The sequence below is a fragment of the Shimazuella sp. NTD247 genome, from assembly GCF_059510415.1.
The window spans coordinates 350,075-374,585 of record NZ_JCAJZU010000002.1 but is presented as its reverse complement, the minus strand read 5'-3'; the positions used below and the strand labels follow the sequence as shown (position 1 = coordinate 374,585).

General features: G+C 38.5%; 21 protein-coding genes, 2 pseudogenes and 1 other annotated feature. Of the genes and pseudogenes, 13 read left to right on the top strand and 10 right to left on the bottom strand.

Features of this window, described 5'->3' with window-relative positions:
• Positions 1–47: 47 nt before the first annotated feature.
• Positions 48–1,127 carry an alpha/beta hydrolase gene (locus AC5WOC_RS06305; protein ID WP_496054550.1) on the bottom strand — a complete coding sequence of 360 codons (1,080 nt, stop codon included), beginning with the start codon at positions 1,125–1,127 and terminating at the stop codon, positions 48–50.
• 432 nt (positions 1,128–1,559) lie between these two features.
• Between AC5WOC_RS06305 and AC5WOC_RS06300 the strand changes: the two genes are divergently transcribed.
• Positions 1,560–2,180, top strand: coding sequence for a hypothetical protein (locus tag AC5WOC_RS06300; RefSeq protein WP_496054549.1), 621 nt, complete (start codon positions 1,560–1,562; stop codon positions 2,178–2,180).
• A 170-nt stretch (positions 2,181–2,350) separates the two neighbouring features.
• Here AC5WOC_RS06300 and AC5WOC_RS06295 read toward each other — a convergent pair whose 3' ends face one another.
• The gene (locus AC5WOC_RS06295) at positions 2,351–4,984 is read right to left on the bottom strand and encodes a valine--tRNA ligase (RefSeq protein WP_496054953.1); all 2,634 of its coding nucleotides are present in this window, start codon (positions 4,982–4,984) and stop codon (positions 2,351–2,353) included.
• Between the two features lie 75 nt (positions 4,985–5,059).
• Positions 5,060–5,313 (bottom strand) — a binding site (T-box leader).
• A gap of 412 nt (positions 5,314–5,725) precedes the next feature.
• Here AC5WOC_RS06295 and mtnK point away from each other — a divergent pair.
• Positions 5,726–6,931: an S-methyl-5-thioribose kinase gene (gene mtnK, locus AC5WOC_RS06290; RefSeq protein WP_496054548.1), complete on the top strand. Its 1,206-nt coding sequence runs from the start codon at positions 5,726–5,728 to the stop codon at positions 6,929–6,931.
• A 202-nt stretch (positions 6,932–7,133) separates the two neighbouring features.
• On the opposite strand, the gene AC5WOC_RS06285 is transcribed toward mtnK, so the two are convergent.
• The 4 genes from AC5WOC_RS06285 to AC5WOC_RS06270 all read right to left on the bottom strand — a co-directional run bounded on the left by AC5WOC_RS06285 (position 7,134) and on the right by AC5WOC_RS06270 (position 10,874).
• Positions 7,134–7,952, bottom strand: coding sequence for an alpha/beta fold hydrolase (locus AC5WOC_RS06285; RefSeq protein ID WP_496054547.1), 819 nt, complete (start codon positions 7,950–7,952; stop codon positions 7,134–7,136).
• 146 nt (positions 7,953–8,098) lie between these two features.
• Positions 8,099–8,371, bottom strand: a complete 273-nt coding sequence (locus AC5WOC_RS06280) for a hypothetical protein (protein WP_496054546.1) — start codon at positions 8,369–8,371, stop codon at positions 8,099–8,101.
• A gap of 519 nt (positions 8,372–8,890) precedes the next feature.
• Positions 8,891–9,418, bottom strand: coding sequence for a tetratricopeptide repeat protein (locus tag AC5WOC_RS06275; RefSeq protein WP_496054545.1), 528 nt, complete (start codon positions 9,416–9,418; stop codon positions 8,891–8,893).
• 247 nt (positions 9,419–9,665) lie between these two features.
• Entirely contained in the window at positions 9,666–10,874 is a 1,209-nt protein-coding gene (locus tag AC5WOC_RS06270) for a tetratricopeptide repeat protein (RefSeq protein WP_496054544.1), read from the bottom strand.
• A 337-nt stretch (positions 10,875–11,211) separates the two neighbouring features.
• Here AC5WOC_RS06270 and AC5WOC_RS06265 point away from each other — a divergent pair, with 337 nt between their 5' ends.
• From AC5WOC_RS06265 to AC5WOC_RS06245, 5 genes and pseudogenes are all read left to right on the top strand, one after another.
• Positions 11,212–11,361: a hypothetical protein gene (locus AC5WOC_RS06265; protein ID WP_496054543.1), complete on the top strand. Its 150-nt coding sequence runs from the start codon at positions 11,212–11,214 to the stop codon at positions 11,359–11,361.
• Between the two features lie 429 nt (positions 11,362–11,790).
• Complete coding sequence (locus AC5WOC_RS06260) at positions 11,791–13,134, top strand: phenylacetate--CoA ligase family protein (RefSeq protein WP_496054542.1); 1,344 nt, start codon at positions 11,791–11,793, stop codon at positions 13,132–13,134.
• 27 nt (positions 13,135–13,161) lie between these two features.
• Entirely contained in the window at positions 13,162–14,415 is a 1,254-nt protein-coding gene (locus AC5WOC_RS06255) for a phenylacetate--CoA ligase family protein (protein ID WP_496054541.1), read from the top strand.
• A 78-nt stretch (positions 14,416–14,493) separates the two neighbouring features.
• Positions 14,494–15,297 (top strand): annotated as a pseudogene (locus tag AC5WOC_RS06250) (bifunctional 3-deoxy-7-phosphoheptulonate synthase/chorismate mutase); the annotation flags it as partial.
• Positions 15,298–15,353: 56 nt separating this feature from the next.
• The gene (locus tag AC5WOC_RS06245; protein WP_496054540.1) at positions 15,354–15,950 is read left to right on the top strand and encodes a 4-hydroxybenzoate synthetase; all 597 of its coding nucleotides are present in this window, start codon (positions 15,354–15,356) and stop codon (positions 15,948–15,950) included.
• Positions 15,951–16,067: 117 nt separating this feature from the next.
• Here AC5WOC_RS06245 and AC5WOC_RS06240 read toward each other — a convergent pair whose 3' ends face one another.
• Positions 16,068–16,352, bottom strand: a complete 285-nt coding sequence (locus tag AC5WOC_RS06240) for a hypothetical protein (RefSeq protein ID WP_496054539.1) — start codon at positions 16,350–16,352, stop codon at positions 16,068–16,070.
• A gap of 364 nt (positions 16,353–16,716) precedes the next feature.
• Positions 16,717–16,986, bottom strand: coding sequence for a hypothetical protein (locus AC5WOC_RS06235; protein WP_496054538.1), 270 nt, complete (start codon positions 16,984–16,986; stop codon positions 16,717–16,719).
• Positions 16,987–17,153: 167 nt separating this feature from the next.
• On the opposite strand from AC5WOC_RS06235, the gene AC5WOC_RS06230 reads away from it, so the two are divergent.
• The 4 genes from AC5WOC_RS06230 (at position 17,154) to AC5WOC_RS06215 (ending at position 20,957) form a co-directional block, all read left to right on the top strand.
• Positions 17,154–17,873 (top strand): hypothetical protein, encoded by a 720-nt coding sequence (locus AC5WOC_RS06230; RefSeq protein WP_496054537.1) that lies wholly within the window; start codon positions 17,154–17,156, stop codon positions 17,871–17,873.
• Between the two features lie 787 nt (positions 17,874–18,660).
• Positions 18,661–19,164: a nitrite reductase gene (locus AC5WOC_RS06225; RefSeq protein WP_496054536.1), complete on the top strand. Its 504-nt coding sequence runs from the start codon at positions 18,661–18,663 to the stop codon at positions 19,162–19,164.
• A 61-nt stretch (positions 19,165–19,225) separates the two neighbouring features.
• On the top strand, positions 19,226–19,555 hold the full coding sequence (locus AC5WOC_RS06220) for a metal-sensitive transcriptional regulator (protein ID WP_496054535.1): 330 nt from the start codon (positions 19,226–19,228) through the stop codon (positions 19,553–19,555).
• Positions 19,556–19,898: 343 nt separating this feature from the next.
• On the top strand, positions 19,899–20,957 hold the full coding sequence (locus AC5WOC_RS06215; protein WP_496054534.1) for an RNA-guided endonuclease TnpB family protein: 1,059 nt from the start codon (positions 19,899–19,901) through the stop codon (positions 20,955–20,957).
• Between the two features lie 153 nt (positions 20,958–21,110).
• Here the strand turns inward: AC5WOC_RS06215 and AC5WOC_RS06210 are convergent.
• Positions 21,111–21,291, bottom strand: a pseudogene (locus tag AC5WOC_RS06210) (YmaF family protein); the annotation flags it as partial.
• A gap of 172 nt (positions 21,292–21,463) precedes the next feature.
• Between AC5WOC_RS06210 and AC5WOC_RS06205 the strand changes: the two are divergent.
• Both AC5WOC_RS06205 and AC5WOC_RS06200 read left to right on the top strand, forming a co-directional pair.
• Positions 21,464–22,261, top strand: a complete 798-nt coding sequence (locus tag AC5WOC_RS06205; RefSeq protein WP_496054533.1) for a DUF2935 domain-containing protein — start codon at positions 21,464–21,466, stop codon at positions 22,259–22,261.
• Positions 22,262–22,535: 274 nt separating this feature from the next.
• Positions 22,536–23,291, top strand: coding sequence for a GTP cyclohydrolase II (locus AC5WOC_RS06200; RefSeq protein WP_496054532.1), 756 nt, complete (start codon positions 22,536–22,538; stop codon positions 23,289–23,291).
• 262 nt (positions 23,292–23,553) lie between these two features.
• Here AC5WOC_RS06200 and AC5WOC_RS06195 read toward each other — a convergent pair whose 3' ends face one another.
• On the bottom strand, positions 23,554–24,396 hold the full coding sequence (locus tag AC5WOC_RS06195) for a sulfurtransferase (RefSeq protein ID WP_496054531.1): 843 nt from the start codon (positions 24,394–24,396) through the stop codon (positions 23,554–23,556).
• Positions 24,397–24,511 lie beyond the last annotated feature (115 nt).

Here is a 24,511-nt window from a genome sequence, read left to right as displayed (position 1 = left end):
ATACCATTAAATGGAAATAAATCGGTGTTTTTGTATTATTTTTTCGTTTAGTTTTGAGTCCCAAAATGTTGATTTGTCCAGTTAAGAGCATAAGTGAACCAATCTTGATTGTTTTTCATGAAATTGATATCATGTCCAGCACCTTTTAGTACATATGCATCCATGGCAGGAACATTCGGTCCTAAGTATGGTTTTTCTATCTTTGACACTGCTTCAGGTGTAGAGCAATCTGCTTCTGATCCACAATAGAGAAAATCTTTTTCGCCCATTACCAGAAGTACAGGTACGCGGATGTCTTGGATTGTATTCAATGAAACGAGAAGGCTTGTAACTTCTGTAGTGGTAAGAGTCTGTTTTAGTTTTTCATCCTCAGCAATAACAGCAGAATCGACCTCTCCTGGTTTCATGAATGACTGATAACGGGTATTTGGACGAGTGGTCAAATAACCGGGATCTTGACCCAAAAGACCAAATTTAGGATCGAGTGAAGCAGGATAAAGATTAAGTGTAAAAATTACTTTTTCTAATGTATTACTCTGAAAGCCTCGTACGGGATCTGTTAAAATGACTCCATCAACATCTTGATAACGTGTAGCTTCTTCCATTGTTATATGGGATCCATAGGAGTGTCCGACTTCTATAACTTTGTTGTAAGCAATCAAACCATTGGGACCAGCCACTTTTCCTTCACGAACAGCCTGTACCAGCTGATGGGCTACCCAAGCATCCGAAGCCATGTCAATACTTGTACTTAGTGGGTGCGAACTTTTCCCTGATCCGATGCGATCAACATTTAAAGTTGCATATCCAGATTTGATGGCCGCATCTACATAAGAATATTGACCATTGAATCCTGATAAATCCCAATAATTATGATCGTAAGTAATACCATGCAGGAGAAGTTGGATTGTAGAAGGGGTCTGTCCTTTTGGTAAGCAAAGTTCTCCATAAATCACCTGATTGACAGGGCCTCCTGGAGTAAGAGAAACAGGAATATTACTTGTATAGCACTGCTTTTCAGGGGTAGATTCCGCAAATACAGACTGAGCTTCAAAGATAGGGACAAAAACAGATAGAACGCTTACAAACAATATAGTAAATATTTGTTTAAAACGTCTGTGGGTCAATTCATCTGTCCTCCTTATTTGTAATCTTCCTATGAAAGATAGATTGGGAACGCCAAATAGCTTTTAATCGTATCGTCTGAATATATAGTTATATTTTGTAAAATAATTCTAATTTAAATATAACTATTATTTTATAATAAATCGGTACTCTTAAATTATCAAGAGGATTGAGTGATACTGAGTGTTCAGCGAAGGAAAGAAAAATGTGCCCTTACGAGCAAAACGATTTTTCCGAGGGGAAACTATTTAGCAGACATCTACAATATTAAACTAAAGCCAAAGGAGTATATGCTGGTGGAGGATTGCACCATGAAACGGAGTAAAGTTGGTTTAATAAATTAGTTTAGCTTTTATTTCATTGCTTCTGAGGATATTCTCTTGGTAGAATGAAAGTAATTCAACCAACCAACTCTGCCTAGAAAGGGCATTGAGATGGCTGACAGCAAGAACGACGTCACGGACAGGATCTTCAAGCTGGTGCTCGGGATCATCGATTCTCACCAGGAGGAGTGGCTGAAGTGCCTGACCGACTTCAGTAACTCTTTCTATAACTATTCCGAGACGGATTGGGTCGGAAAGTTCGAGCAGGAGCGGAAGCAGATCACCAAGGAAAAGCTAGGGATCATCCTTCCCTATGGCAAGACCTTGCTCGACAACCTCGAGCTCATTACCGAGGAGGAAGCAAAGCACCTCATCGGCTGGTTCGCCTTCTTCGGCAGCATGCACATCCTGTGGAACTTCGAACCGAAGACCATCGAAGAGCTGTTGAGGGAGTCTCACCAGAAGCTGATCGATGAGGCCTACGAGCACGTCTACGAAGACGACTACAACCGGAACACTTGGGAAGCGACGGAGGGCTTTTTGGGTCTGCCGAATCTCCGCTATTCGGAAATCCAAAATCGCCTCGATTGTTTCATCGCAGTCGGGATGGACGGCTCACCTTCGGATGTCGCTCTGCTCCTGTGGTGGGAGATGCTGGAGATGATCCAGACCCGAGACCTTGGTCTCCTGCGCCACTGCATCCAGAGCTTCGACTCTTTCGAGAAGAAGTAGGGCACAAGTACCTGTGACGGCGTTCGGGTGGGTTAGTTGGTTTATCCTGCTAATCTGCCCGCCGAATTTAAATGGAAGCAAACATAGATAAAAACGAAATGAGAGCGAAAAAAGCACTCCAGCTTATAACAAAAAGTCTAGTGCCAGAGGACACTAGACTTTTTGTTGAATTAGTTTTGAAGTTCAGCAACACGGGCTTTTACTTTCTCTCTTTTTTCCAGATAATCTTTTTCTTTATTACGTTCTTCTTCAATTACATGAGCAGGAGCTTTTCCGATAAAGCCTTGATTAGAAAGCTTCTTTTGAACTCGATTTACTTCGGCATCAAGATTTTTTAATTCTTTTTCTAAACGATTCAACTCTTGTTGAATATCGATCAGTCCTGCCAATGGCAATAATATTTCTGCTCCTGTTACGACGCCGCTGATGGTTTTTTCCGTGATAGAAATGTTTGAATCGACAGTCAAACTTTCTGCATTACACTGTTTACGAATCCATTGCTCTCCTTCTTGCAGGTCTTGAAGTGTTTTTTCGTTATCTGGTTTGATGAAGATGTTGATTTTTTTACCCATTGGAGCATTCACTTCAGCTCGTATATTACGAACACTGCGAATAACTTCCATATAAAGTTTCATTTGATCAACAGCTCTAGGGAAATGGTAATTTTCTTTGGATTTAGGCCAGTCAGCAATTACAATGCTTTTCCCTTTATGAGGCAGGTTCTGCCAGATTTCTTCTGTTACAAAAGGCATAAATGGATGCAATAGCTTTAAAATATTGTCGAGAGTATAACAAAGAACAGAGCGGGTTGTTAATTTAGTCTTTTCATCATCCCCATAAAGAGAGAGTTTTGCAAACTCAATGTACCAATCGCAGAATTCATCCCAGACAAACTCATACAAGTTTTTACCTGCTTCATTGTAGTGGTAATTGTCTAGTTGCTCGGTCACTTCAACAATTGTTTCTTGAAGTCTTGTAAGAATCCATTTGTCTGCTGTGTTTAAATCACCTGTTAAATCAATATCTTCGACACCAAAGTTCTCTAAATTCATAAGAACGAAACGGGAAGCATTCCAAATTTTATTGATAAAATTCCGAGCTGATTCTACTCTTTCCCAACGGAAACGGAGATCTTGACCTGGTGTAGATCCAGTAGAAATCATAAATCGCATTGCATCTGTACCATATTGATCGATAACTTCTAGCGGATCAATTCCATTTCCAAGCGATTTAGACATTTTAATTCCGTTGGCATCTCGAACCAAACCATGAATGAGAACGTCTTGAAAAGGCTTTTGATCCGTAAATTCCAAAGCTGTAAATATCATACGTGCTACCCACGGATAGATAATATCATGTCCGGTAATAAGAACACTGTTTGGAAAGTATCGTTTTAAATCATTTGTTTCTTCTGGCCAACCCATAGTGGAAAAAGGCCATAGTGCAGAACTAAACCAAGTATCGAGTACATCTGCATCTTGAGAGATGTTGGAACTGCCGCAGTGTGAACAATTGGTTGGATTTTCAAGGGATACTGTTATTTCTTTACAATTATCGCAGTGCCAAGCTGGTATTCGATGCCCCCACCACAATTGACGAGAAATACACCAATCGCGAATATTTTCAATCCAGTCTACATAGAGTTTTTCAAACCGCTCCGGTACAAATTGAACCTTATCTTTGCTTTGTTGTAAAGCTACTGCTCGCTGAGCGAGTGGTTTCATTTTTACAAACCATTGTGTTGATAGATATGGTTCTACTACAGCACCACTGCGTTCACTATGCCCAACAGAGTGAATATGTTCTTCGATTTCTACAAGTACTCCCGATTTTTGAAGATCAGCAATCATTTGTTTCCGTGCCTCAAATCGGTCTAATCCTTGATACTTACCAGCATTTTCATTCATTTTCCCTGATTCGTCCATCACTACAATCTGTTGTAGCTCATGACGTAAACCCATTTCAAAGTCATTGGGATCATGAGCAGGTGTAATCTTTACTGCACCAGTTCCAAATTCTTTTTCTACGTATTCATCAGCAATAATTGGGATTTCTCGATTTGTTAAGGGTAATTTAACCGTTTTTCCGATTAAGTCTTGGTATCTTTCATCGTTTGGATGTACGGCAATGGCAGTATCCCCTAGCATCGTTTCTGGTCGTGTAGTAGCTACCTGAATATATCCTGAACCATCTGTAAGGGGGTAACGTAAATGGTGAAGGGCTCCTTTTACTTCTTTGTGAATAACCTCAATGTCGGAAAGCGCTGTGCGGGCTGCAGGATCCCAGTTAATGATGTACTTTCCGCGATAGATTAAGCCTTTGTTATATAAGTCAACAAATACTTTTCGAACAGCTTGGGATAAACCTTCATCCATTGTAAAGCGCTCTCTGGAATAGTCCATTGAAAAACCCATTTTTCTCCATTGATCATGGATGATGGATGCAAAATGATGTTTCCATTCCCAAACCTTTTTAAGGAATTTTTCTCTTCCTATGTCATGACGAGATATGCCTTCTTCTCTTAGTTTTTCTTCTACTTTGGCTTGTGTTGCGATTCCCGCATGATCCATTCCTGGCAGCCATAATGTATCGAAACCTTGCATTCGTTTCATTCGGATTAGGATATCTTGTAGGGTGAAATCCAATGCATGCCCCATATGCAACATTCCCGTTACGTTGGGAGGAGGTAATACAATACTAAATGTCTCCTTGTTTCCATCTTCTGAAGCTTTAAACAACTCATTATCAAGCCAAAATTGATATCTGTCTTTTTCTACTGCTTTTGGATCATATTTTGTCGGCATTGTGATGTCATTATTTGCACTTTCCAAATCAAAGCCCTCCTAAAATCATATAAAAAATAAAAAAACCCATTCATCTCAAAGGACGAAGGGATTAGCTCGCGGTACCACCTTTGTTAACAAAAGTTCAATAATTAAAATAGGACTCTTGTTCACTTAAACCTGTAACGTAGGATTACGGCTCCAACTACTGATCAAAATTTTGACTTTGGCGGGAACGCTCTGGAGTGACATTCAATAGTAAATCCTGAAGAATTTCACAGCTGCCAGATGGGCAAATTCTTCTCTCTGAAAGGTTTTTTCTATTTACTCTTCTCCATCAATGGGTTGACATATTGTAAATATATTCTACTCAACATAATTGGAGAAAGCAACTTTAAATTTAATCCTCATTTTGTCTACTTAAGATGCAGCCGCCATACAATTTTGTGAATATCTAAACCTAATCTTGATTTTAGATATATGAAATTAATCAGATATTATATGATAAATTTATCTATTTGATTAAATAAGGTTTCGCAGACCGATGACACTTGTTAAGTAAGCATCCAACCTCGAAGTGTCTTTTAAGCTAAAGTTTAGGAAATTGAGAATCATTATGTATTTATTTTCAGCATATTAGTATATTAACGAGTTTACGTTGTGTTTTTAGCAGGCTGTCAACTGTTAGCAGTGTAGTGCCTCATTACTTTTTTGCTCGATATAAGTGCTATGTTAATTAGATGTTATTCGGAGGATGCGGAAATGACAAAATATCACACTTTAACTCAGGCAGAAGCGGTCGAGTATGTACAAGGTATCGAAAATGTATTTTCGGATATTGCGCAGCTGAATCTACGGGAGATCGGTGATGGTAATCTTAACCTTGTGTATCAAATATCGGAACAGGAATTAGGACGATCCTTAATTCTAAAACAAGCCCTGCCATACTACAAGATGATTGGCGAATCAGTACCCTTGACGCTGGATAGAGTACGCATTGAATGCGAAGCATTGCGCATTCAAGGAGAGATCTGTCCTGATTTGACACCAAGAGTATACACATATGATCCGGATTTGGCGTTGATGGTCATGGAGGATTTGTGCGATCACACCGTCATGCGCCGCGAACTAATGAAGCGGGAGCGTTATCCGTTGTTCGCCAAACATATTGGTTCATACTTGGCACGGATGCTGTTTTTTACTTCGGATCTGGCTATGGATCAGCAAGAGAAGAAACTGCGATTGAAATCGTTCATCAATCCAGAGCTATGCAGTATTACCGAAGAACTCATTTTAAACGCTCCTTATATGAAATCACGGATGAATATCTTCGAGCCTTATCTTCGGGATGCCGTGGAACGCATTTGGTCGGATAAAGAGTTGCATCTGGAGGTCATGCTGCTGAGGGAGAAATTTTTGACACAAGCGCAGGCGTTGTTGCATGGTGATTTTCATACCGATAATATCTTTATCAAGCCGGATTCTACAAAGATCATTGATCCTGAATTTGCTTTTTACGGTCCGATGGGCTTTGATGTCGGGACCGTTATCGCCAATTTGCTGCTGAATTATTCAGGACAAGAGTGCTGGAGTGAGGATGAGATGGAGCGCTCCGCTTACCGAGTTTACCTGCTTGATACCATACACGACTTATGGACACAATTCGAGCTTCAGTTCTGTGAACTTTGGAACAGTCATGCCGCTGACCGTATGGCGAAGACACGTGAATATCGGGATTTTTATATGGAAAGACTGCTGCAAGACACAATTGGATTTGCCGGTGTAATAGTGTTGTGTCGTGTCTATGGACTTATTCACGTCCCTGACATCGCCCACATCCAAAATGAGGTTGTTCGGGAACGAGCACAGCGGATCGCTCTGGAAATCGGCGTGTCGTTGATTAAACGGAACCGCTCTATACACTCTATTGAGGAAGTATTGGATATCGTTTTGAAAGGTGTAGATTAAAAAAAGTCGAATTATGTTGGACTGCGGATGTTGCGATTGGTGAGCAATGTTGGTGACAGGTGGTATATTGAAACGACGATAGCCTAAGAGGGAAGAGATATGTTTTAATACCTTAAGTGATCTGCTGCAATGCTGGATTGAATGAAAAGACTCTTATTCATTTAAATGAATAAGAGTTGTTTTTTGTTACCGTAAATGCTGATCAATCTAGGAAACGATTGATTTCTTCCAACACTTTGTGATACTCCTGTGAAAAGACACCATGACCGGCATGGGGGATTAGAATTAGTTTGGAGTCTGGAATACGACGGTTCAGAATCCTAGCATGTTTTGGACTGAACACCCAATCATCCACTCCATGAATAATAAGTGTTGGTGCTGAAATTCTCCCAAGTCGATGATAGGAATCAAAATTTTTGCTTGCCTCATGATGGATCTCCATACTTCTAGGGTTAGAAGGAAATGTCTGCATTCGTTTCAAAAACGAAGCAATCAAATCTGGATTTTGCCGAATATAGGCTTTGGAGTAAAGCATATTTAGCATGTCTTGTGGGTAAGATGAACCCTTTTTAAATAAAAGCCATTTCATCATCCGAAAAGAAGGTGTCACCCGTTTTACTCCACAGGTTGTGGAACATAAGATTAATTTCGACACACGGCTAGGGTTATTGATTGCAAGCTCCTGCGCAATCATTCCTCCCATGGATTGCCCAAAAATGTGTGCCTTTTCGATATCTAATGTATTCATCAGCCCAATGACATCCTTAGCCATATCTGAGATACCATACGTTTCTGCTGGAGCGTCGCTCCGACCTGTACCACGATGATCGAGGATGATAAAGTTGTTTCTTTCGCTTAAAGTATCCTTGATTTCCGGGTTCCACCAGTCCATATTGCTGTCTTTCCCTGTAAGTCCGATCAACGGAAAACCTTCCCCGATCGATTCATAACAAATGGTGATGCCATTGACGAATGCTTTTTTCAAAAATCCCCACTCTCCTGTTATTAAAATCTCTGCCATGAATGAACAATATCCATGATCAATATATTCTCTAAAAGTTATTTGAGTGAGAATGAAAAGGAAAGGCATTCAGCCAATTGACCGCTTGAGCCTTTCCGTGTGACATTTTATTTCTTTTCTTTATTCTATTGTTTCGTCAAAGTGGATTATTCGGATGCTCCTGAATTCTGTGTCTGTGGGGTATTTGCCTTTATGCGTTCTAGTCCTTTTTCCATTAATTCTTCACCGGTTCCTATGATTCCAGTTTTCAATGCATTGATGAATGTCCCGAATTGTACACTGGCCGGTTGCTGTTGATCAGTCGTCACATTCACAAGTTGCTTACCGACATTGGCAGCGCCGCTTTGCAATGCAGCAAAAGAGAAATTAATGATCTCTTTCTTTACTCCCCTCAAAACTTCTTTTATTGTTTCTGACAAGTGTCTCACCTCCTTTCTGAACTTGCGGCAGGTAAAGGGGATGATTCTTTGGTACGGTAAACTTTTGTATAAAGGTTGTCCGGAAAATCGAAGTTGCTTCAAGAGCCTGAACGACGATTACAGATATTTATTGGCTGAAAGTCCACGGTTTAAATCGCGAGATGAAAGGAGTTGCCAGAGCAACAAACATTTTGCATATCAGAACATATGATCGGTGAATTTCCTATAGGTGGTAGATTTGTTCTTTGAATATGTGATGGTATTGGGTTTCGATACTAACTGAATACGTCTCCTATCGTGTAAAACATTAGAGTCATAAAAGAACTAGAACACTGGTAACAGGTGTTCCGCTTATAACCGATGGAACAGCCTTGAATTTAGGAGTTGCACAAAACAGAAAAAGACGGACGTAGCAGAACCACCTAAGAATCCCATGACTTTAGTCGTGGAGAGTCTCAAATTGTCTTTTTCCTTTCTTGAGTCACGGATTAAAAGTAATAATGTCCTCCCTGTTCATTTCTATGATTTTTCTTTTATTTTCAATTGATCAAGGTATTGCAAAACTGAAGTTGCATTGTCAGGTTTTCCGGCATTTTGGTAAGCTTCACTTAGGTTTCGCACTATTTTTTGCAACTGCATAGAAGTAAGGTAATTGGAGTTCACTTTATACTGGTCTAGCAAGAAGGTGAAGTCCTCGACTGCTGTTTCCGAACAATGGAAAAAGGATTCTGGCAGCCTTAGACAGATGTTCCCACGCAACAACCGAATTTCTTTATGAATTGGGTCTAATGAGACAGCCCGATTCAATACGTCTAATCCTTCCTGCGCTTTATCTGCTTTTTCCATAATTTTAGTAGCATCCCGGCCTAATAGAACGAGCGTACTGCCGTAATAAGCTGTAATTAGCGCATTTTCAGGATCGATTTCATAGAGCTTTAAGAGCATCTCGTTTGCTTTTATCACTGCTTTTTTGTCTCCATTTACTCCGTTATTATGGAGTATTTTGGCTTCTTCGAATTGCTTCCTATGAACGCTTTGATCCGCCAATTCTATCGACCTCCAATATTGAGAAACTCAGTATTTCTTCAACCCAAGTAACTCAAATAAAGTCCTTTCTTACATTTCCGATACGATATTTGCGATACAAAAAATAATGTTGGACGAAATAAACAGTATGAGTATGTGTCAATTCTTTATAGAGACTAGTCAAGGATATGAAAACAAAATGAAGCAATATATAATCAAAAGTCTATTGTTGTTTTTGATTTTTTTGTCTTTCGGTTATATATTGCTTTTATTTTTCTTTCTTTTGCTGTTTTGCCAAGTTTATTAGCTCGTTCCCAGCAGCACGAACGGCTCTTTTCATCAAAACTGATTTGAAACTCTCCGTGTTTGGTTTATGCTCAACAGCTGGTTTCCCTTCCAAAGACTTCAGCTTCAGCTTGAGAAGATAAAGGAAATCAGGATCTTTCGTTTCGTGTTCCAGCCTTTTCCAACATAGAATCGCATTCTGATTTCGACCGATCCGGCAATATGCTTCGCCCAGTTCATAGATAAGCTGTAAGTAATTTTCGGTCTCAAGGAAACCTCCTTGAAGCAATTCCCGATTAATGAGAAAAGTGTAATCTTCTATTATTGTTTCGGCCATGTGGAAATGTTTTTTAGGCAACCTATATGCGGTCCTGCCGCGTAGCAGTCGAATCCTGCTATCCTGAGGAGCTGCCTTTACAGCTCCATCAAGAAGCTTTAATCCTGCTTTTGACCACCTCAATTTATTTAATACTGATTTCGAATCCCGAGCCATCAATAACTTGGTGATGCCATAATATGCATCTGCAAGTGGATCGTTTGGATAGTCGGGTCGCACTTGTTCCAACAACTGATACATTTCCTGAACAGCCTTTTTATTGCCTTCCACAGCGTCCTTGTGCAGTGGAATAAGCTGCCCAAGTAAAATGTCGAATTTCTTTTCACTTAGATTTTCCAATTGTCTATTCAACTGGGGTAATTGCTGCAATACTTCATTTGCTTGACTCGATTTTCCGGCATTTTGGTAAGCAGTACGTAAATCTTCCATAATTCTTCTAACTTGCTTATCAGTAAGGAAATTGGGATCTTCTTTATAACGTTCCAGCAGAAAAGAGAAATCTTCGATCGCCGTCTGTGAGCAATAGAAAAAGGACTCTGGTAAACGCAGACATACATTCGCGCGCAGCAATCGTATTTCCTTTTGATTTGGATCCATGGAAACTGCTTGATTCAATGAGTCTAGTCCTTCTTGTGCTTTCTCCGCTTTTTCCAGAGGATCTACAGCATCTCGTCCTAACAGCGTAACAGTAGTTCCATAATAAGCTTCAATAAGAGCATTGTTTGGCTCCATTTCCCGAAGTTTTAAGAAAATCTCACAGGCGGTTTTCACTGCATTTTTATCTCCATCCAGACCTTTCGCAAGCAAGCTTTTTCCTTTTTCATGTTGTATTATACGATCATTGTTTTTCTCCATTTTCATTTCCCCCTCTCGATGTCATTCTGACAATTACCGATGCTAATCTTCTTCAAATATTAATAAATTCAAGCAAAAAAGTTCATCCTGATTGGAACCATTGGCTGGACAGTTTATCAGGAGGTGTGTGGAAATAGGATAAATTGACCAATCCAATTCAAACAGCAACACAATTAACCTCTTCTTCAAAATTAACCCCATTTATTCTATTTACGATATGTATGGTTTCTATGAACGGTTTGGATAGAATACTCTTTTTTCATAATATGTGTATTTGTCTGAATCAAGTCTGACTATCCTTGCATTTCATAGTGAGTAAATGAGAGGAGGGCAGGACATGAGTGATAGAAAACTGAAGAAAGAAGAGAAAAAAGCAGAAAAAGCCAAAAAAAGAGAAGAGAAACTGGCAAAAAAATTAGAAAAGAAGCAAGTGAAAGAGAAACGAAAACTAGAAAAGAAAACAGGAAAAGTGGAAAAAAAACATTAATATAGATGCGCCAAACTGTTCAAAGATACAATTTGCTGGATAACAGAAGTGGCAAATTGGTTTATACATGAGGGAATGGTTATGACTTTTCGCTAAATCATGCCCTCGCTCGTTTTGCTATCTCCAGTAATTTTATAAAAATTTATGTAATTCACGTCACGAATGTGAAAGATACAAATGAAAGTCTATTTTCGGAACTTTTAGTAAATTATCATTTCTCCACAAAAGAAAGAATGTTATAAAAACGACAGCAGTCAATCAGCAGAATTTTTTTCCATTTCAATAACTATGTTTTTCAAGGATGCAACAGTAGTCATCCATAGGTTTCAGGTGATTTGTTGATGATTGTCCTGCTCAAGATCATTGGTAAATACAGTTTAGCAGGATAGATTCTACGTGTAAAAAGAACATATGGAATGGAGGATTTAGATGAATTTTCAAACGCATAAGATGACAGTTTCCATTGACAATCATTCATCCCATCTAGAACAATTCAAGGAATTTTATAAACAATTATTTTCCGAAGGAAAAACCATTGAAAAACTTCCACATCAAAATATAGAAGATTATCAGTTAAAAGCTGTGAACGCCACTCTTGCTCACGTGTGGAGCCGAAATGAATACTATCGATCTGTGTTAGAAGATGCAGGTTTCACAGAACCTAAAATCCATAGTTTAGATCAATTAACTAATATACCGATGCTGAAGAAAGATGTCATTAGAGGTGACAAACAAAAAATATTATGCGTCGACCCGAAAGAAATAGGTCAAGTTCACTTGACTAGTGGCACATCAGGCAAGCCAATATATACTTCCTATACATTAGCTGATCAATATGTGTACGATCTGTTGCCGAAGTATTTGGAGTTGTTTAAAGAGTCAGATGACGATATCGCTGCAATTGCACTGCCTTATGAATTTGCACTGCCTGGACTTGGATTTCAGCGGTTATTTCAATTTGCGTTTGGTACAGCGGTTCTATCGCTTGGTAAAGGTGGATACATGGCACCTGTTGATAAATCATTGGAGTTAATGAAGGAATATCAAGCCACAATCCTTACCACAACTCCGTCTTATGCAGCACTTTTAGCGGAAGAAAGTGAGAAGTTTGGTATAAAAATTGGTGAAGATATCCGTCTGAAGAAAATTTGGCTTACTGGCGAAGGATGCTCATCAACTTTTCGAGAACGATTGGAAAAGGGTTGGGGCTGCGAAGTTTCGTTCTTCTATGGTTCCACCGAGTGCGGAGTTGTCGGTGTAGAATGCAGTAAGCATAGAGGGTACCACATCATGGAAGGGCATGTGAAAGTTGAAATCGTTGATCCGCTTTCGGGGGAAGTGCTTCCATATGGTCGAACAGGGGAAATAGTTGTGACAACGCTGCTTCGTGAAGGAATGCCAATGATTCGCTATCGAACCGGAGATCTTGGTGCTTTGCAAAAATCCAAATGCGATTGCGGAATAACTATGGACGTTTTACAGTTGAGAGGGCGAATGGAGCATATGCTGCGTTTGGGAAATGTAGACTATTCACCATTCATGATCGAGCATTTTCTTATGGAGATTCCTGAAGTAGGTTTATGGTATCACTTTAGGCTGGATCAAGGATTACTCATCATCGAAGCCGAGAAGTATCGTACGAACCTAAGTGACGAGCAGTTGGCTTCGAAAATTCAAAAGCACATGGCGGATCGGATTGGGATACACTGCGAAGTTGTAATCAGGGATGATATCCCCCGTACGTATGGTAAGGCAACCAGAGTATTTAATTAGCTATTTAACAAGACAGGAGGTGCATGAATGCGTGACATTGATAGAGAGAGGGCGCGAAAGTTTGAGGAGATGTATGTACGTATTCAAAACTCTTCACTTTACAAAACGAAACTGTCAGGCAAAGTTTTAAATAATATTGAATTAAGTCACATCCAAAAACTTCCGTTAACGACAAAGGAAGATCTGCGGAGAGCAGGTATTTTTGGTCATCTTGCCGTCGATAAGAAGGAAATCGCTCAATACCATGAATCGACCGGGACGACTGGGGAACCCTCATCTTCTTGGTTTACGCAAAACGATTTAATGATTGGTGGACGGCAATTGCAAGAATGCGGTGTGCAGTTGGTGCCGGAAGATTTTGTGCTGATCCGCTTTCCTTATGCAATGTCACTGCCTGCATTCTTAATGCAGCATGCAGCTTGGCAGACAGGGGCTGGGGTCGTTCCAGCAAGTGGACGTACAATTGTTACCCCCTATCCTAGAGTGTTAAGCCTGATGAAGTGCCTCTCTGTCACGGTGTTGGCTGGACTTCCACGTGAAATGGAGCTGCTGGCCGAAGCGGCTCGTCTCAGCGGTTTTGACCTGAGCAAGGATTTTCCAGCTCTGCGCGCCATATGTGTTGCTGGAGAATTAATGAGTGATAAGCGAAAGAAACATATAGAAGAGCTGTGGAACGTGCCAGTATTTAATATGTATGGTTCTACAGAAACTGCTAATATCGCTACCATGTGCGAACATGGAACAATGCATATCGTAGAGCTAGATTTTTTCATAGAAGTACTTAATGAAGATGGTTCAAATCGTGTTGCTTGCGGGGAAAGAGGATTTGCGACGATCACGACGCTTTCTCATGAGGGTTCTCCTCTGCTGCGATATTTTAATGAAGATATTATCTCGGTAGAGCCATATGGATGCAATTGCGGTCGATCCGGAGCAAAGCTGGTTCATTACGGCAGAAGCAAGGATCGAATATATTTTGGAAACATTGTATTAGACGCATTTGATATACAGGAAGCTGTGTATTCATTATCTCCTGCTCCGGATGCATGGGAAGTGCTAGAAGGAGAAGAAGGATTGCATTTTTTACTAGATTCCCATGATTCCGGGAGATGGTTAGAGGAAAATATCCGTACTCGATTATCAGCTCAACTTCAAGTACCAGTCACTGTTGAATTTACTACGTTGGTTAATCGTGTTGATCTTATGAGTAACATTCCATCGACAAAACCTGTCTATATCAAGAAGCGAAGTAAAATAGATCCATTGAATTCGATAATATAACGAAAATTTGATAGGAATATTCTCATATTAGATGAAAGGAAAGGATGGTTCATCATGAATGATCGCTTGCAACCAGAGAAATCACAACTTCTTGTAAGCCGCCGCCACAAAAATGAGGATACAATTATAAATATTAAACAAGAGGTGATCGGTGGTTCTTCGCATACGCTGATCGCCGGTCCCTGCTCTGTTGAATCGAGAGATCAGCTCGTTGAAGTTGCTTCGGCTTTAAAGAAAGCCGGCATAACAATTTTAAGAGGCGGGGCGTTTAAACCGAGGACTTCTCCTTACGATTTTCAAGGGCTTGGTGAAGAGGGATTAAAAATTATGAAAGATGTTGCAGATGAAATCGGGTTGGTAACAAACAGCGAAATAATGAGTCCTACGCAAATCGACATAGCTGCTCAATATATTGACATCTTTCAAATAGGTGCACGCAACATGCAGAACTTTGATTTGTTGAAAGCCGTTGGTCAAACGAGGAAGCCCATACTCTTGAAACGCGGCCTTTCCGCTACTTTGAAAGAATTTATGCTTGCAGCAGAATATATTTTGTATCAAGGAAATGATCAAGTTATGTTAATCGAACGCGGTATACGTACTTTTGAGGAAATGACTCGCAATACACTTGATATTTCCGCTGTACCAATCTTAAAGCAGGAGACTCACCTTCCCGTGTTAGTGGATGTCACGCATTCTACTGGACGCAAGGACATTTTGCTGCCATGTGCAAAGGCAGCATTAGCAGCTGGTGCAGACGGAATTATGGTTGAGGTGCATTCCAATCCCCAGTCTGCTCTGTCCGATTCGAAACAACAACTCAACATTGAAGAGTTTCATACATTCTGGAATGGCCTTTGTGATTCCGGTTTGTACCACTAATTATTTTCAATAACTCCCGAAAAGAACGCATGCAATTGTTTTATGGAGGTGAGAGTATGGTAGACTCCCCGTCTAAGAGAAAGGTGTCAGATGTTTTACACAAACTGATATTTGACCTTCTGTTAGTAACGGATGGACGGACAACGGATTTGTTAGAAAAGCTGGTGAATGAGAAAATATTTGCATATGTGATACAGCAAGAACAAATTGGTGAAGAGGATGCAGATCTGGTGGGTGAATCCTCGGGAGGTCCATACTATATTCGAGAATCTGTTCTGATCTCTGAGAATAGTCGATTCATCGTATCACACAATATTGCGCTTGTATATTCTAAGCATGTACCTTCGGCTTTGTTCGAGAAAATCGCACATCGACAAGAGGGAATAGGGAAAGCTATCAGTTCGCTTGGAATGCGTACATTCCGAAAAGTGACCGATTTCGGATTTATGGACAATGAGGAAACGGTGGATCTTTTTCAACGACCTATCAAAATCCAATTTGCTAACCTGCAAAATAAGGTGCCTTACAAAAAATACTTCATTTATTTCGGAGATAAACCAGGGATACAGATGCTAGAATATTTCCACCCTAGCATCATCGGACACCGTTTGCAGCAAGGGATGATGAGTGAGCAATTGAACAAAGGGGAATAAGGTTCGGAAGGGAAAGCAGCTGTTCTAACTCCTACTCATATGGAGAGCATTCCTTAGAACTAGCCACTGCTTTTGAAGATGCAGGCCTCAACAGTGAATGAATGCTGGGAGGCTTTCTTATTTTTTTCTCCATTTTTCTTTCATTTTTTCGATTATTTTGACCCCGGAGTTGAGCATTTGTTCTCCAGCATGATGCACGCCTACTTTTAATGCTTCAAATAATTTTCGAGCAACGATCTCGACTGGTTGATTTCGATCTTCCAGTATTTTAATGATTTCTTGCTTGGCTATATCAGCTCCGCTTTTGACCGCCGTCGTATAGTTTGCTGTAAAGAATCTAAATTCCTCATTGATTTTGCGGAAGATTTGTGAAAATCCTTGATTTTCATTTTCATTAGACAACTGCTTCACCTCCTTATGATATTGCATTCAGCCATTTTTGTTTCCTTTCAAATAACGATAGCTTTATTGATTACTTCCTTGTATTTTTCAAAAAAGCTGATCGATGATTTTTTATTTCATAAAATGGATATAGACTGAAATGATTGTTTCCAAGAATTCAGGAATGAACAAGGTAAGAGGGAAGTGGTGGAATTTTAAAGCCATATAGATAAGTATCTATTGTGGAGAAGTGAAAACTTCATTGAAAGTGTCAATTTTGTTGTCTAGTATGAACTCTCCACAAGTCATTTTTGTTATGAATTATTTTTTCGTTAAATGATCAGTAAGAATAATTTATGCGTAGTTGAAATCGCGATTTGCTCTATTAATGAAGTTCATGATTTTTAATTGCCACATTCTCAAGAAACGGAATCGCTTCATCTGCCACTTGTTGGATTCGACTTTCAACAAGGTTGCAGTCTTCGCCATTTTGCAGCGAAGCGGAATCAATCGCTTCTGTTTGTTTTATGCTTCCCTTTGATGTAACTAATGCAACGATAACGCCTGCCGCTAGAACGAATAAAATCACTCCGCATAAAGTCATGCCTAAAATAAATAATATTTTATCTTCCATATCCATGTTCTGTGTTTTCAATCTACTTTCACTCCTTTTGATAATAGTTTAGTATATGAACAAATCTTTTAGATCATATAGGTACTGAACTATCATTGAATGAATTCCACTTCAGTCCAATCTAGAAATCACTAACTTACATAAAAATATAAAGAGTTATTAAGCATATAAAAGGAGGTTTCTGATCAATGGATGATTTTCAGAACAAAATTGATTCTAATCCAACGGAAGATGATAAAACACTTTCGACAGACTTAAATCAGGAGAGCGATTCAGAGTGGAAACAGTTTATCCAAAAAGAGTTAAATAATCTAGAAAATCAGGATAAGAATGAAGAAAAAGAAGACACAGAAAAGACCTCATCGACTGATACGACTTTCAGTTCTCTTATTGAAAAGATCCCTGTCGAACAATTGATTAATTCCGCAATGCAAATGATTAGTAAAAAATTCGAACCGAAAAAAACAAAACAGGAAAATACGGAATCTGAAGAGGCGGAATTTGACAAAGAATCGAAAAAAATGGAATCGGAAGAAACCGAGTTTGATAGAGAATCGAAAAAAACAAATTCGAAGAAAAAAGAACCTGAGAAAAAAGAATCGAAAAAAACAAATTCGAAGAAAAAAGAACCTGAGAAAAAAGAATCGAAAAAAACAAATTCGAAGAAAAAAGAGCTTGAGAAAAAAGAATCGAAAAAAACAAATTCGAAGAAAAAAGAGCTTGAGAAAAAAGAATCGAAAAAAACAAATTCGAAGAAAAAAGAGCCCGAGAAAAAAGAATTGAAAAAAACAGATTCTAGAAAAACAAAACCCAAAAAACAGATCCTCAAAAAAATAGATCAAAAAAGACAAAATCGAAAAAATGTAATCAAAAAAATAGGACTGGGAAAAACACACCCAAAAAAATAGTAACCAATAAACAAAATCGAAAAAATTGAACAGGAAAAAAATATTCCAAAAAGGTCTTTAATAACAAAGAATTTGTCCCTTTATTAAATCAGTGTAAAGAAAAATAAAACGATATATCAGTTAAGACACTTGCAGCTATAGAATTCAAAAAACGTAAAGAGTACATTTAGGAATATTTTAGTTATTAATTTATGCTCTGTTCAGACTTAGGTACCTGCTAGTTAGCAATTTGAAAGTAGAACATTTTTCTATATGTAAAGACCAAACGGCAAGTTTAATCAACAATACAACTAATTATTACAATCTTCTCCTTACAGTGGTACTTTCCAAACACTGACATGAATGTTCGCGAACAGACTTTTTCAATTCTTAATTTTAAAATGCTAAGAGAATGACAGACAAGGAAATAATTATAATTTGAAAAGTTCCAATTGTAGCTCATTTGTTAAAGTTCGCGAATAACTTGCCTGTTTTTATTTACTCAAATGGCGTCTTCTTCCTCTCTTTCGATTTGAGTAACTGAGCACAGTAGGGATAGTGACGATATAGAATCTTTGGATTCGAAAGAAATATTGTAATTTGGAGATTGTCAATAGGAAAGGGAGTATATTATTTTTGAATATTATCGTTTAAAGTTCATTAAGCTTGACTTTTACATAAAACAAGGAGAAATCACACATATAGAAGGTCCTGCTTCCCGTCCTGGGTTTGAGATTGGGAGCTTTTATTTAAACTTAACCAACTTGCCGTCTTGGGTACCCATGTCGGTGAAGATGCTAAGATCGAAATGACCAATTTCGGACAATTATATGTATCAATGGAGGAGAAACGCTTAGAAGAAGTGCAGGAGCAATTACAAAAAATAGGACTGATAATACAACCTAGCGGTTTTTATACCAAAAACTTGATCGCTTGTAACTTTTGTAGAGGAAAAGAAGAAGCTGGTTTAGAAATAGCCAAAAAAATAGATAATGCCATTGCTGGGCATGCAACACCGAGTCCATTAAAGATCGGTTATGCAGGATGTACCCTTGGGATCAGTGAACCTATGTTGAAAGATATTGCTGTCATTAAGATGAGAGATACATTTGATATCTATATAGGGAGAGAACCAAAAGTATTAAAAGCATCACTCGGTTACAAGTTTTTGTCTGAATTAAAAGAGAATCAGCTAATTCCGATCATTACAATATTAATCAAATACTTTCAAACAAATGGAAAGAAAAAAGAGAAGTACTCGAAGTTTATCAAACGTATAGGGATAGATAAATTGCGAGAGGAAGTGGAATAGAGAAACACTTTTTATAGGGTAGGGGACTATGTTAAACTAAGAAATAAAGGAGTGAATCTGGATGAATGAACAAACAGAAGAACTCTCAAACGAATCCTGTCATCTCTCCACTGAACGTAAGAGCCATCACTCTGATACTATCAAGAAAAATTTAATGAATCGATTAAATCGAATTGAAGGACAAGTACGAGGTGTGAAGGGAATGATTGAAAGGGATACGTATTGTGATGATGTATTAAATCAAATTTCTTCCATACAATCTTCCCTAAATAGTGTAGGAAAATTGCTTTTGGAACACCATTTGAAAAGTTGTGTGATTGAACGTTTTCAAGAAGGCGATCAAGAAGTTATCGATGAACTTCTCACAACGATGCATAAGCTAATGAAATAAATGATGTAAATGACTTGAGTTTGCGACTGCTCAAGTCATTTTTGTATTTACTGAATGAGCTAAATTAATCTTATTTATTACCTAGAGCTGGTTGGTCTACTCCTTAAATATGATGTCTGTGCCCGTCTTTCGAACATTACAGAATTCTGCTGTCTTTCCTCCCACGGTTTCAATCGTGGGAGGAAAGACAGCGTTGCTCGGTATCCCTTAGAAAGGGAACGCTTAGAGCAACTATTTTTTGCTATATTCATTGCTGTTGTTTGAATAAACTTATACCATAGGAAGTGTATCGAGGGAGACATTCAATCACTAGGTAGAAGCACAAAAGAAAAGGGGGGAACACATGCCAACGATCACACTGCGACTAGAACTACATAAACCAACGGAAGCAAAACAGCAGATGTACAAGCAAATGACAGAACGGAATACGGATTTTGCAAATTGGCTGCTGCAGCACCCAGAGGGAAACACAGCAACAAGAAAAATTTTCCGCGAGTTTTCGCAGGAAAAATTCCCATCTGCGATCGTGAATCAAACGATCCGGGAAGTAAAGTCGCAAAAGAAAAATCAGAAAGCAAAAAGGTTTCGTAAAATATGGTGTGTTTTTAACAATCAAAACATGAAGGTAGAAAAGGGAAACAAATACGACACAGTCTCTTTCCCAACGCTGGAAAAACGAATCGGTGTACCCATAGTGGTGCAAGCCTTTCAACGAAAATGGCTGGACAAACTGATCAATGGAACGGTAAAACAAGGAGCGGCGAAGCTATATTGCAAGAAAAAGAAATGGTTTCTCGCTATTGCGATCACATGGGAAGAGGAAACCTCATCAAATGAAGGTGTCATGGGAATCGACATAGGACTGCGCTATCTTGCTGTCGCAAGTGTGGGAACCTATTCGCTGTTTTTCAAAGGTTCTTCGGTTGCATATAAACGTAGACGACATACAGCAAGAAGACGCAAGTGTGGAAAAGCGAAGAAACGAAACGCAATCAAGCGATCGAAAAACAAAGAATCACGCTGGATGCGAGAACAAAATCATTGGATCAGTCGTCGAATCGTCGACCGTGCCATTGCCAACGGTGTTGGCGTGATACGGATGGAAGATTTGAGGGGCATTCGCAATACAGCAAAATCGAAACGCACGGATCCAGGTCGCAATCTTCATTCATGGTCCTTTTATCAACTACGAGAATACATTCGCTACAAATCCGAGATGGCTGGAATTCGATTTGAATTGGTAAATCCGGAATATACCAGCCAAACATGCAAAAATGGTCATCGCTATAAAGCAAATCGAAAGGGACTTCATTTTTGTTGTAAGGAATGTGGCTATCGTAGTCATGCAGATCTCAATGGCGCGATCAATATCGCTAAAGCGATATCCGGTTTAGCAGCCTAGCGTACTGGTAACAGGTACGCCGCCCATGGAGGTACATCATAACTGCATGGGATGGGGTGATGGCACACCCCTGAACTTGGGAGTTGTACAAAACAGAAATGGACTGCGTGCGTGAACTACCCAAGAATCCCACGGTTTTAGCCGTGGGAGTGTCAAATAACCTTCTGTGTAATGAATATGACTTCCGTCTTGTGTTGGAATTGGTGGAGAAGTTACATCTAAACATTGATGCACATGTCCATTTTCAACAGATGTATAATCAACAGAACCATGATTGTGATGGGCTACAAGCTACAAATCCAGAAACAAAATCATTTTTATTGATTCTTGCCATTTTTTCACCTCTGAAAATAAATTTTTGTACATATATATGCATGCGAACAAAGAGTTAATTCTTTATCTATTCTTTTCTGTTTTCTCTTTTCATAAAAATGAAGAGATAATTGCTTTTTATTTCCTATAAGTAACTACATACAGAAAAGTACTATGAGGATGGTGTTAAGCCGATGTCTGATCTTTTTGTAGCTCGCTCTTTAGACGAAATTCGTTTTTGGGCTCGTATTATGAAAGAGCATTCCCTGTTTCTCAAATTAGGCTTCCGATGTGAAGATACAAAACTAATCCAAGAAGCGGATTTTTACTACGCTGTTTTTGAAGACATAGAAAATAGAGCCCATGCATTTTCGTTGGATACTGATCCCAAACAGATAAAAAGATTTAACGAAAAAGTTATCGTTTCTGCTACTGGTATTTGGGCATTTAAAAGAAAAGTATTAGGTCTGGTTATTTGCTGTAAACTTCCAGGCCAAAATAATTTTCCATTATTAATTGATCATACTAGCAGGGAAGCAAATTATTTTCGAAGGCGTTTAAAGGAACTGAATAAAGGTAATCTTGCACCATTGCAAGATGCTATTATTGATGAAAATGTGTTCTTCTTGCGTATTATGGCAGATCATGCGAAGTTCATTGGTCATTTATTAGATCCCTCAGAACGAAAACTAGGAGATACGGCTAGAAACTTCAGTCACGATTTTGATCAATTACTATATCAAGCAAAAGATCTGGAATCGATGCGCCCTCAATCTCAAACGGTTCCATTACTTGGACAATTTCTTGATCAAAACCGAGTTTCTGTAAAATCTCTGAGGGACTTTAAGAAAACTGCACGTGATTTAATCGAACAGTGTAAGATCAAAAGTATTATCCATCCTTTGCTTGCCGATCATGTTTTTCGAGAAGCGGAAAGATTTCTTGAAATTATTGATATGTTCGAACAACATTTATCGGAAGTACAATGTTAGCTAGAAGGTCAATATGGTAAATCTAAAATGAATTTAGATTTGTAAAGAGGTGCATCTTACTAAGGTTGCATCTTTTTCTATATAGATTTTAATATGAAATTATTGGTTCGTTTTTAAGAAAGATTTATGATACTATTTATTCGTTAAAAAATTCATTCTGTATATGAATACAAGACACTCTTTATGAAACGAAATATAGAATAACTTGTGCTAATCTTATAAAGCTAGTAGAGACTATTAAAATTAGACTTATGTTAAACAAGGAGTAAGATTTATGAAACAAACAAAGATTGATCCAAATGTTCTTTCCATCCTAGAGGATAAAATTCAGTTAATTAGGACGGACAAAGGTGCCATTTATTTAGTTGGACCTATTCGACTGCCAGTTAATTTGTATGGGGAAACGGTTGTTTTTCAATGGTATTGTTGGTTGAACTGTGAAGAGGTGACAGAAAACTATGAGAGAATTATTGAGAAATTATCAGATATTAATTTAGCTGAATTACAACAATCTAGCGTTTTAACATATGGTGATTTTTTAAACGGAGAAGATGTCATTATTCGAATGCATTCCATTTGCCATACTGGTGATATATTCGGAAGTAAGCGATGCGATTGTGGGTATCAATTGAAACAGTCCATGAAAATGATTGTGGAACATGGAGCAGGTGCATTGTTTTATTTAGCAAATCATGAAGGAAGAGGAATTGGATTGTTTAGTAAAGCGATGGCCTATATCTTGCAAGAAAATGGATATGATACGGTTGATGCAAATGAAGGTTTAGGTTTTGTGGATGATTCCAGAAACTATGGTGACGCAATTCTAGTACTTAAAACTTTGAGAGCTAAGCCAGTGACACTCATGACAAATAATCCAAAAAAGTTGGAAGCATTGAAAAAAGCGGGCTTAAATGTGATAGAACGCAAGCCATTATGGGGAGATATTTCGGAGTTTAACAAAAACTACCTTCAGACTAAAATTAAACGTTCAGGGCATTTAAAGCAAGAAGGAACCTGTCTAAATGACTAGGAGGTTGAAGATTTATCTCCTCATTGATCACCAAATTAACTCCTTTATGGGGAGTTTTTTTGTATGGATTTCTATATTGAAATACAAAAAAAAGAAACTTTGTTCTTGTTGTTGCTTCCCGAAATAAAGAAGTGAAGCATTAAAATTTAAAAGATGTGAATGTTCCAAATGCTACAGCTAATTTAATGGAGACATTTCCAGACCACAACGGTTGCAAAAAAGGTTGGGAACTCCTCGTCGAAGAATTCCCAATAGATAGAGTTTAGGAATTTTCTCCACCTGCGATCGGGTTATCTGAATAAGAAATCCAATCGCTCCAACTTCCCGCATATAATTTGACATTGGAATAACCAGCAACTTGAAGTGCAAGAACATTGGGGGTTGCTGTTACTCCTGATCCACAATACACAATAATTTCTTTCTCAGAAGGTATATCATTGAAGTGCTCTTCTAATTGATCAGACGTTTTATATTCTCCCTTTTCATTTTTTGTGTTTTTCCAGAAGAAGTTTTGGGCACTAGGGATATGACCAGCGATGGCATCGATGGGTTCGGATTCCCCTAAATATCTTTTTTTCTCCCGAGAGTCAATGATAATTGTATCTGCTTTTCCTATTTTTCGTTTTACTTCTTCCATTGAGACCATCATGTATTCTCGTAGCTGTGGGGTGTATGTAGTTGGTCTTCGTTTCTTCAAAACTGTGTCAATCGGGTAACCCAGTTGTTCCCAGTCTTTGAAATTCCCATTCATTACAGAAATATTGGAATGTCCAATATAGGATAGTAGCCACCACAATCGAGATGCCATTGCTCCATCTTGATCATCATAGGCAATAACATGTGTATTATTGTCGATGCCAGAGTGTTCTAACAATGATACAAAGTCTGTTATTTTGGGCAAGGGATGTCTTCCGCCATGTTTTTGGACAGGCGCAGACATGTCTTTTTTGAGGTTAAAGTATATAGCACCGGGAATAAAACCTTGAATATAGGATTGATACCCAGCTTGTGGATTGTTCAGATCAAATCTACAGTCAACGATGATTACATCGGGCTGGTATAGATTATCTTTTATCCATTGCATACTTATGATTGGATTGTTCATTCTTTTCATTCCTAACTGTCAATTATTTGTTTAAAAGAAGATTCTCCCCTACAAGAAAGCTAGTATAATAGTATTATTAGTAGAATATTTCTTTTTTTTACAATTTTATGGATAT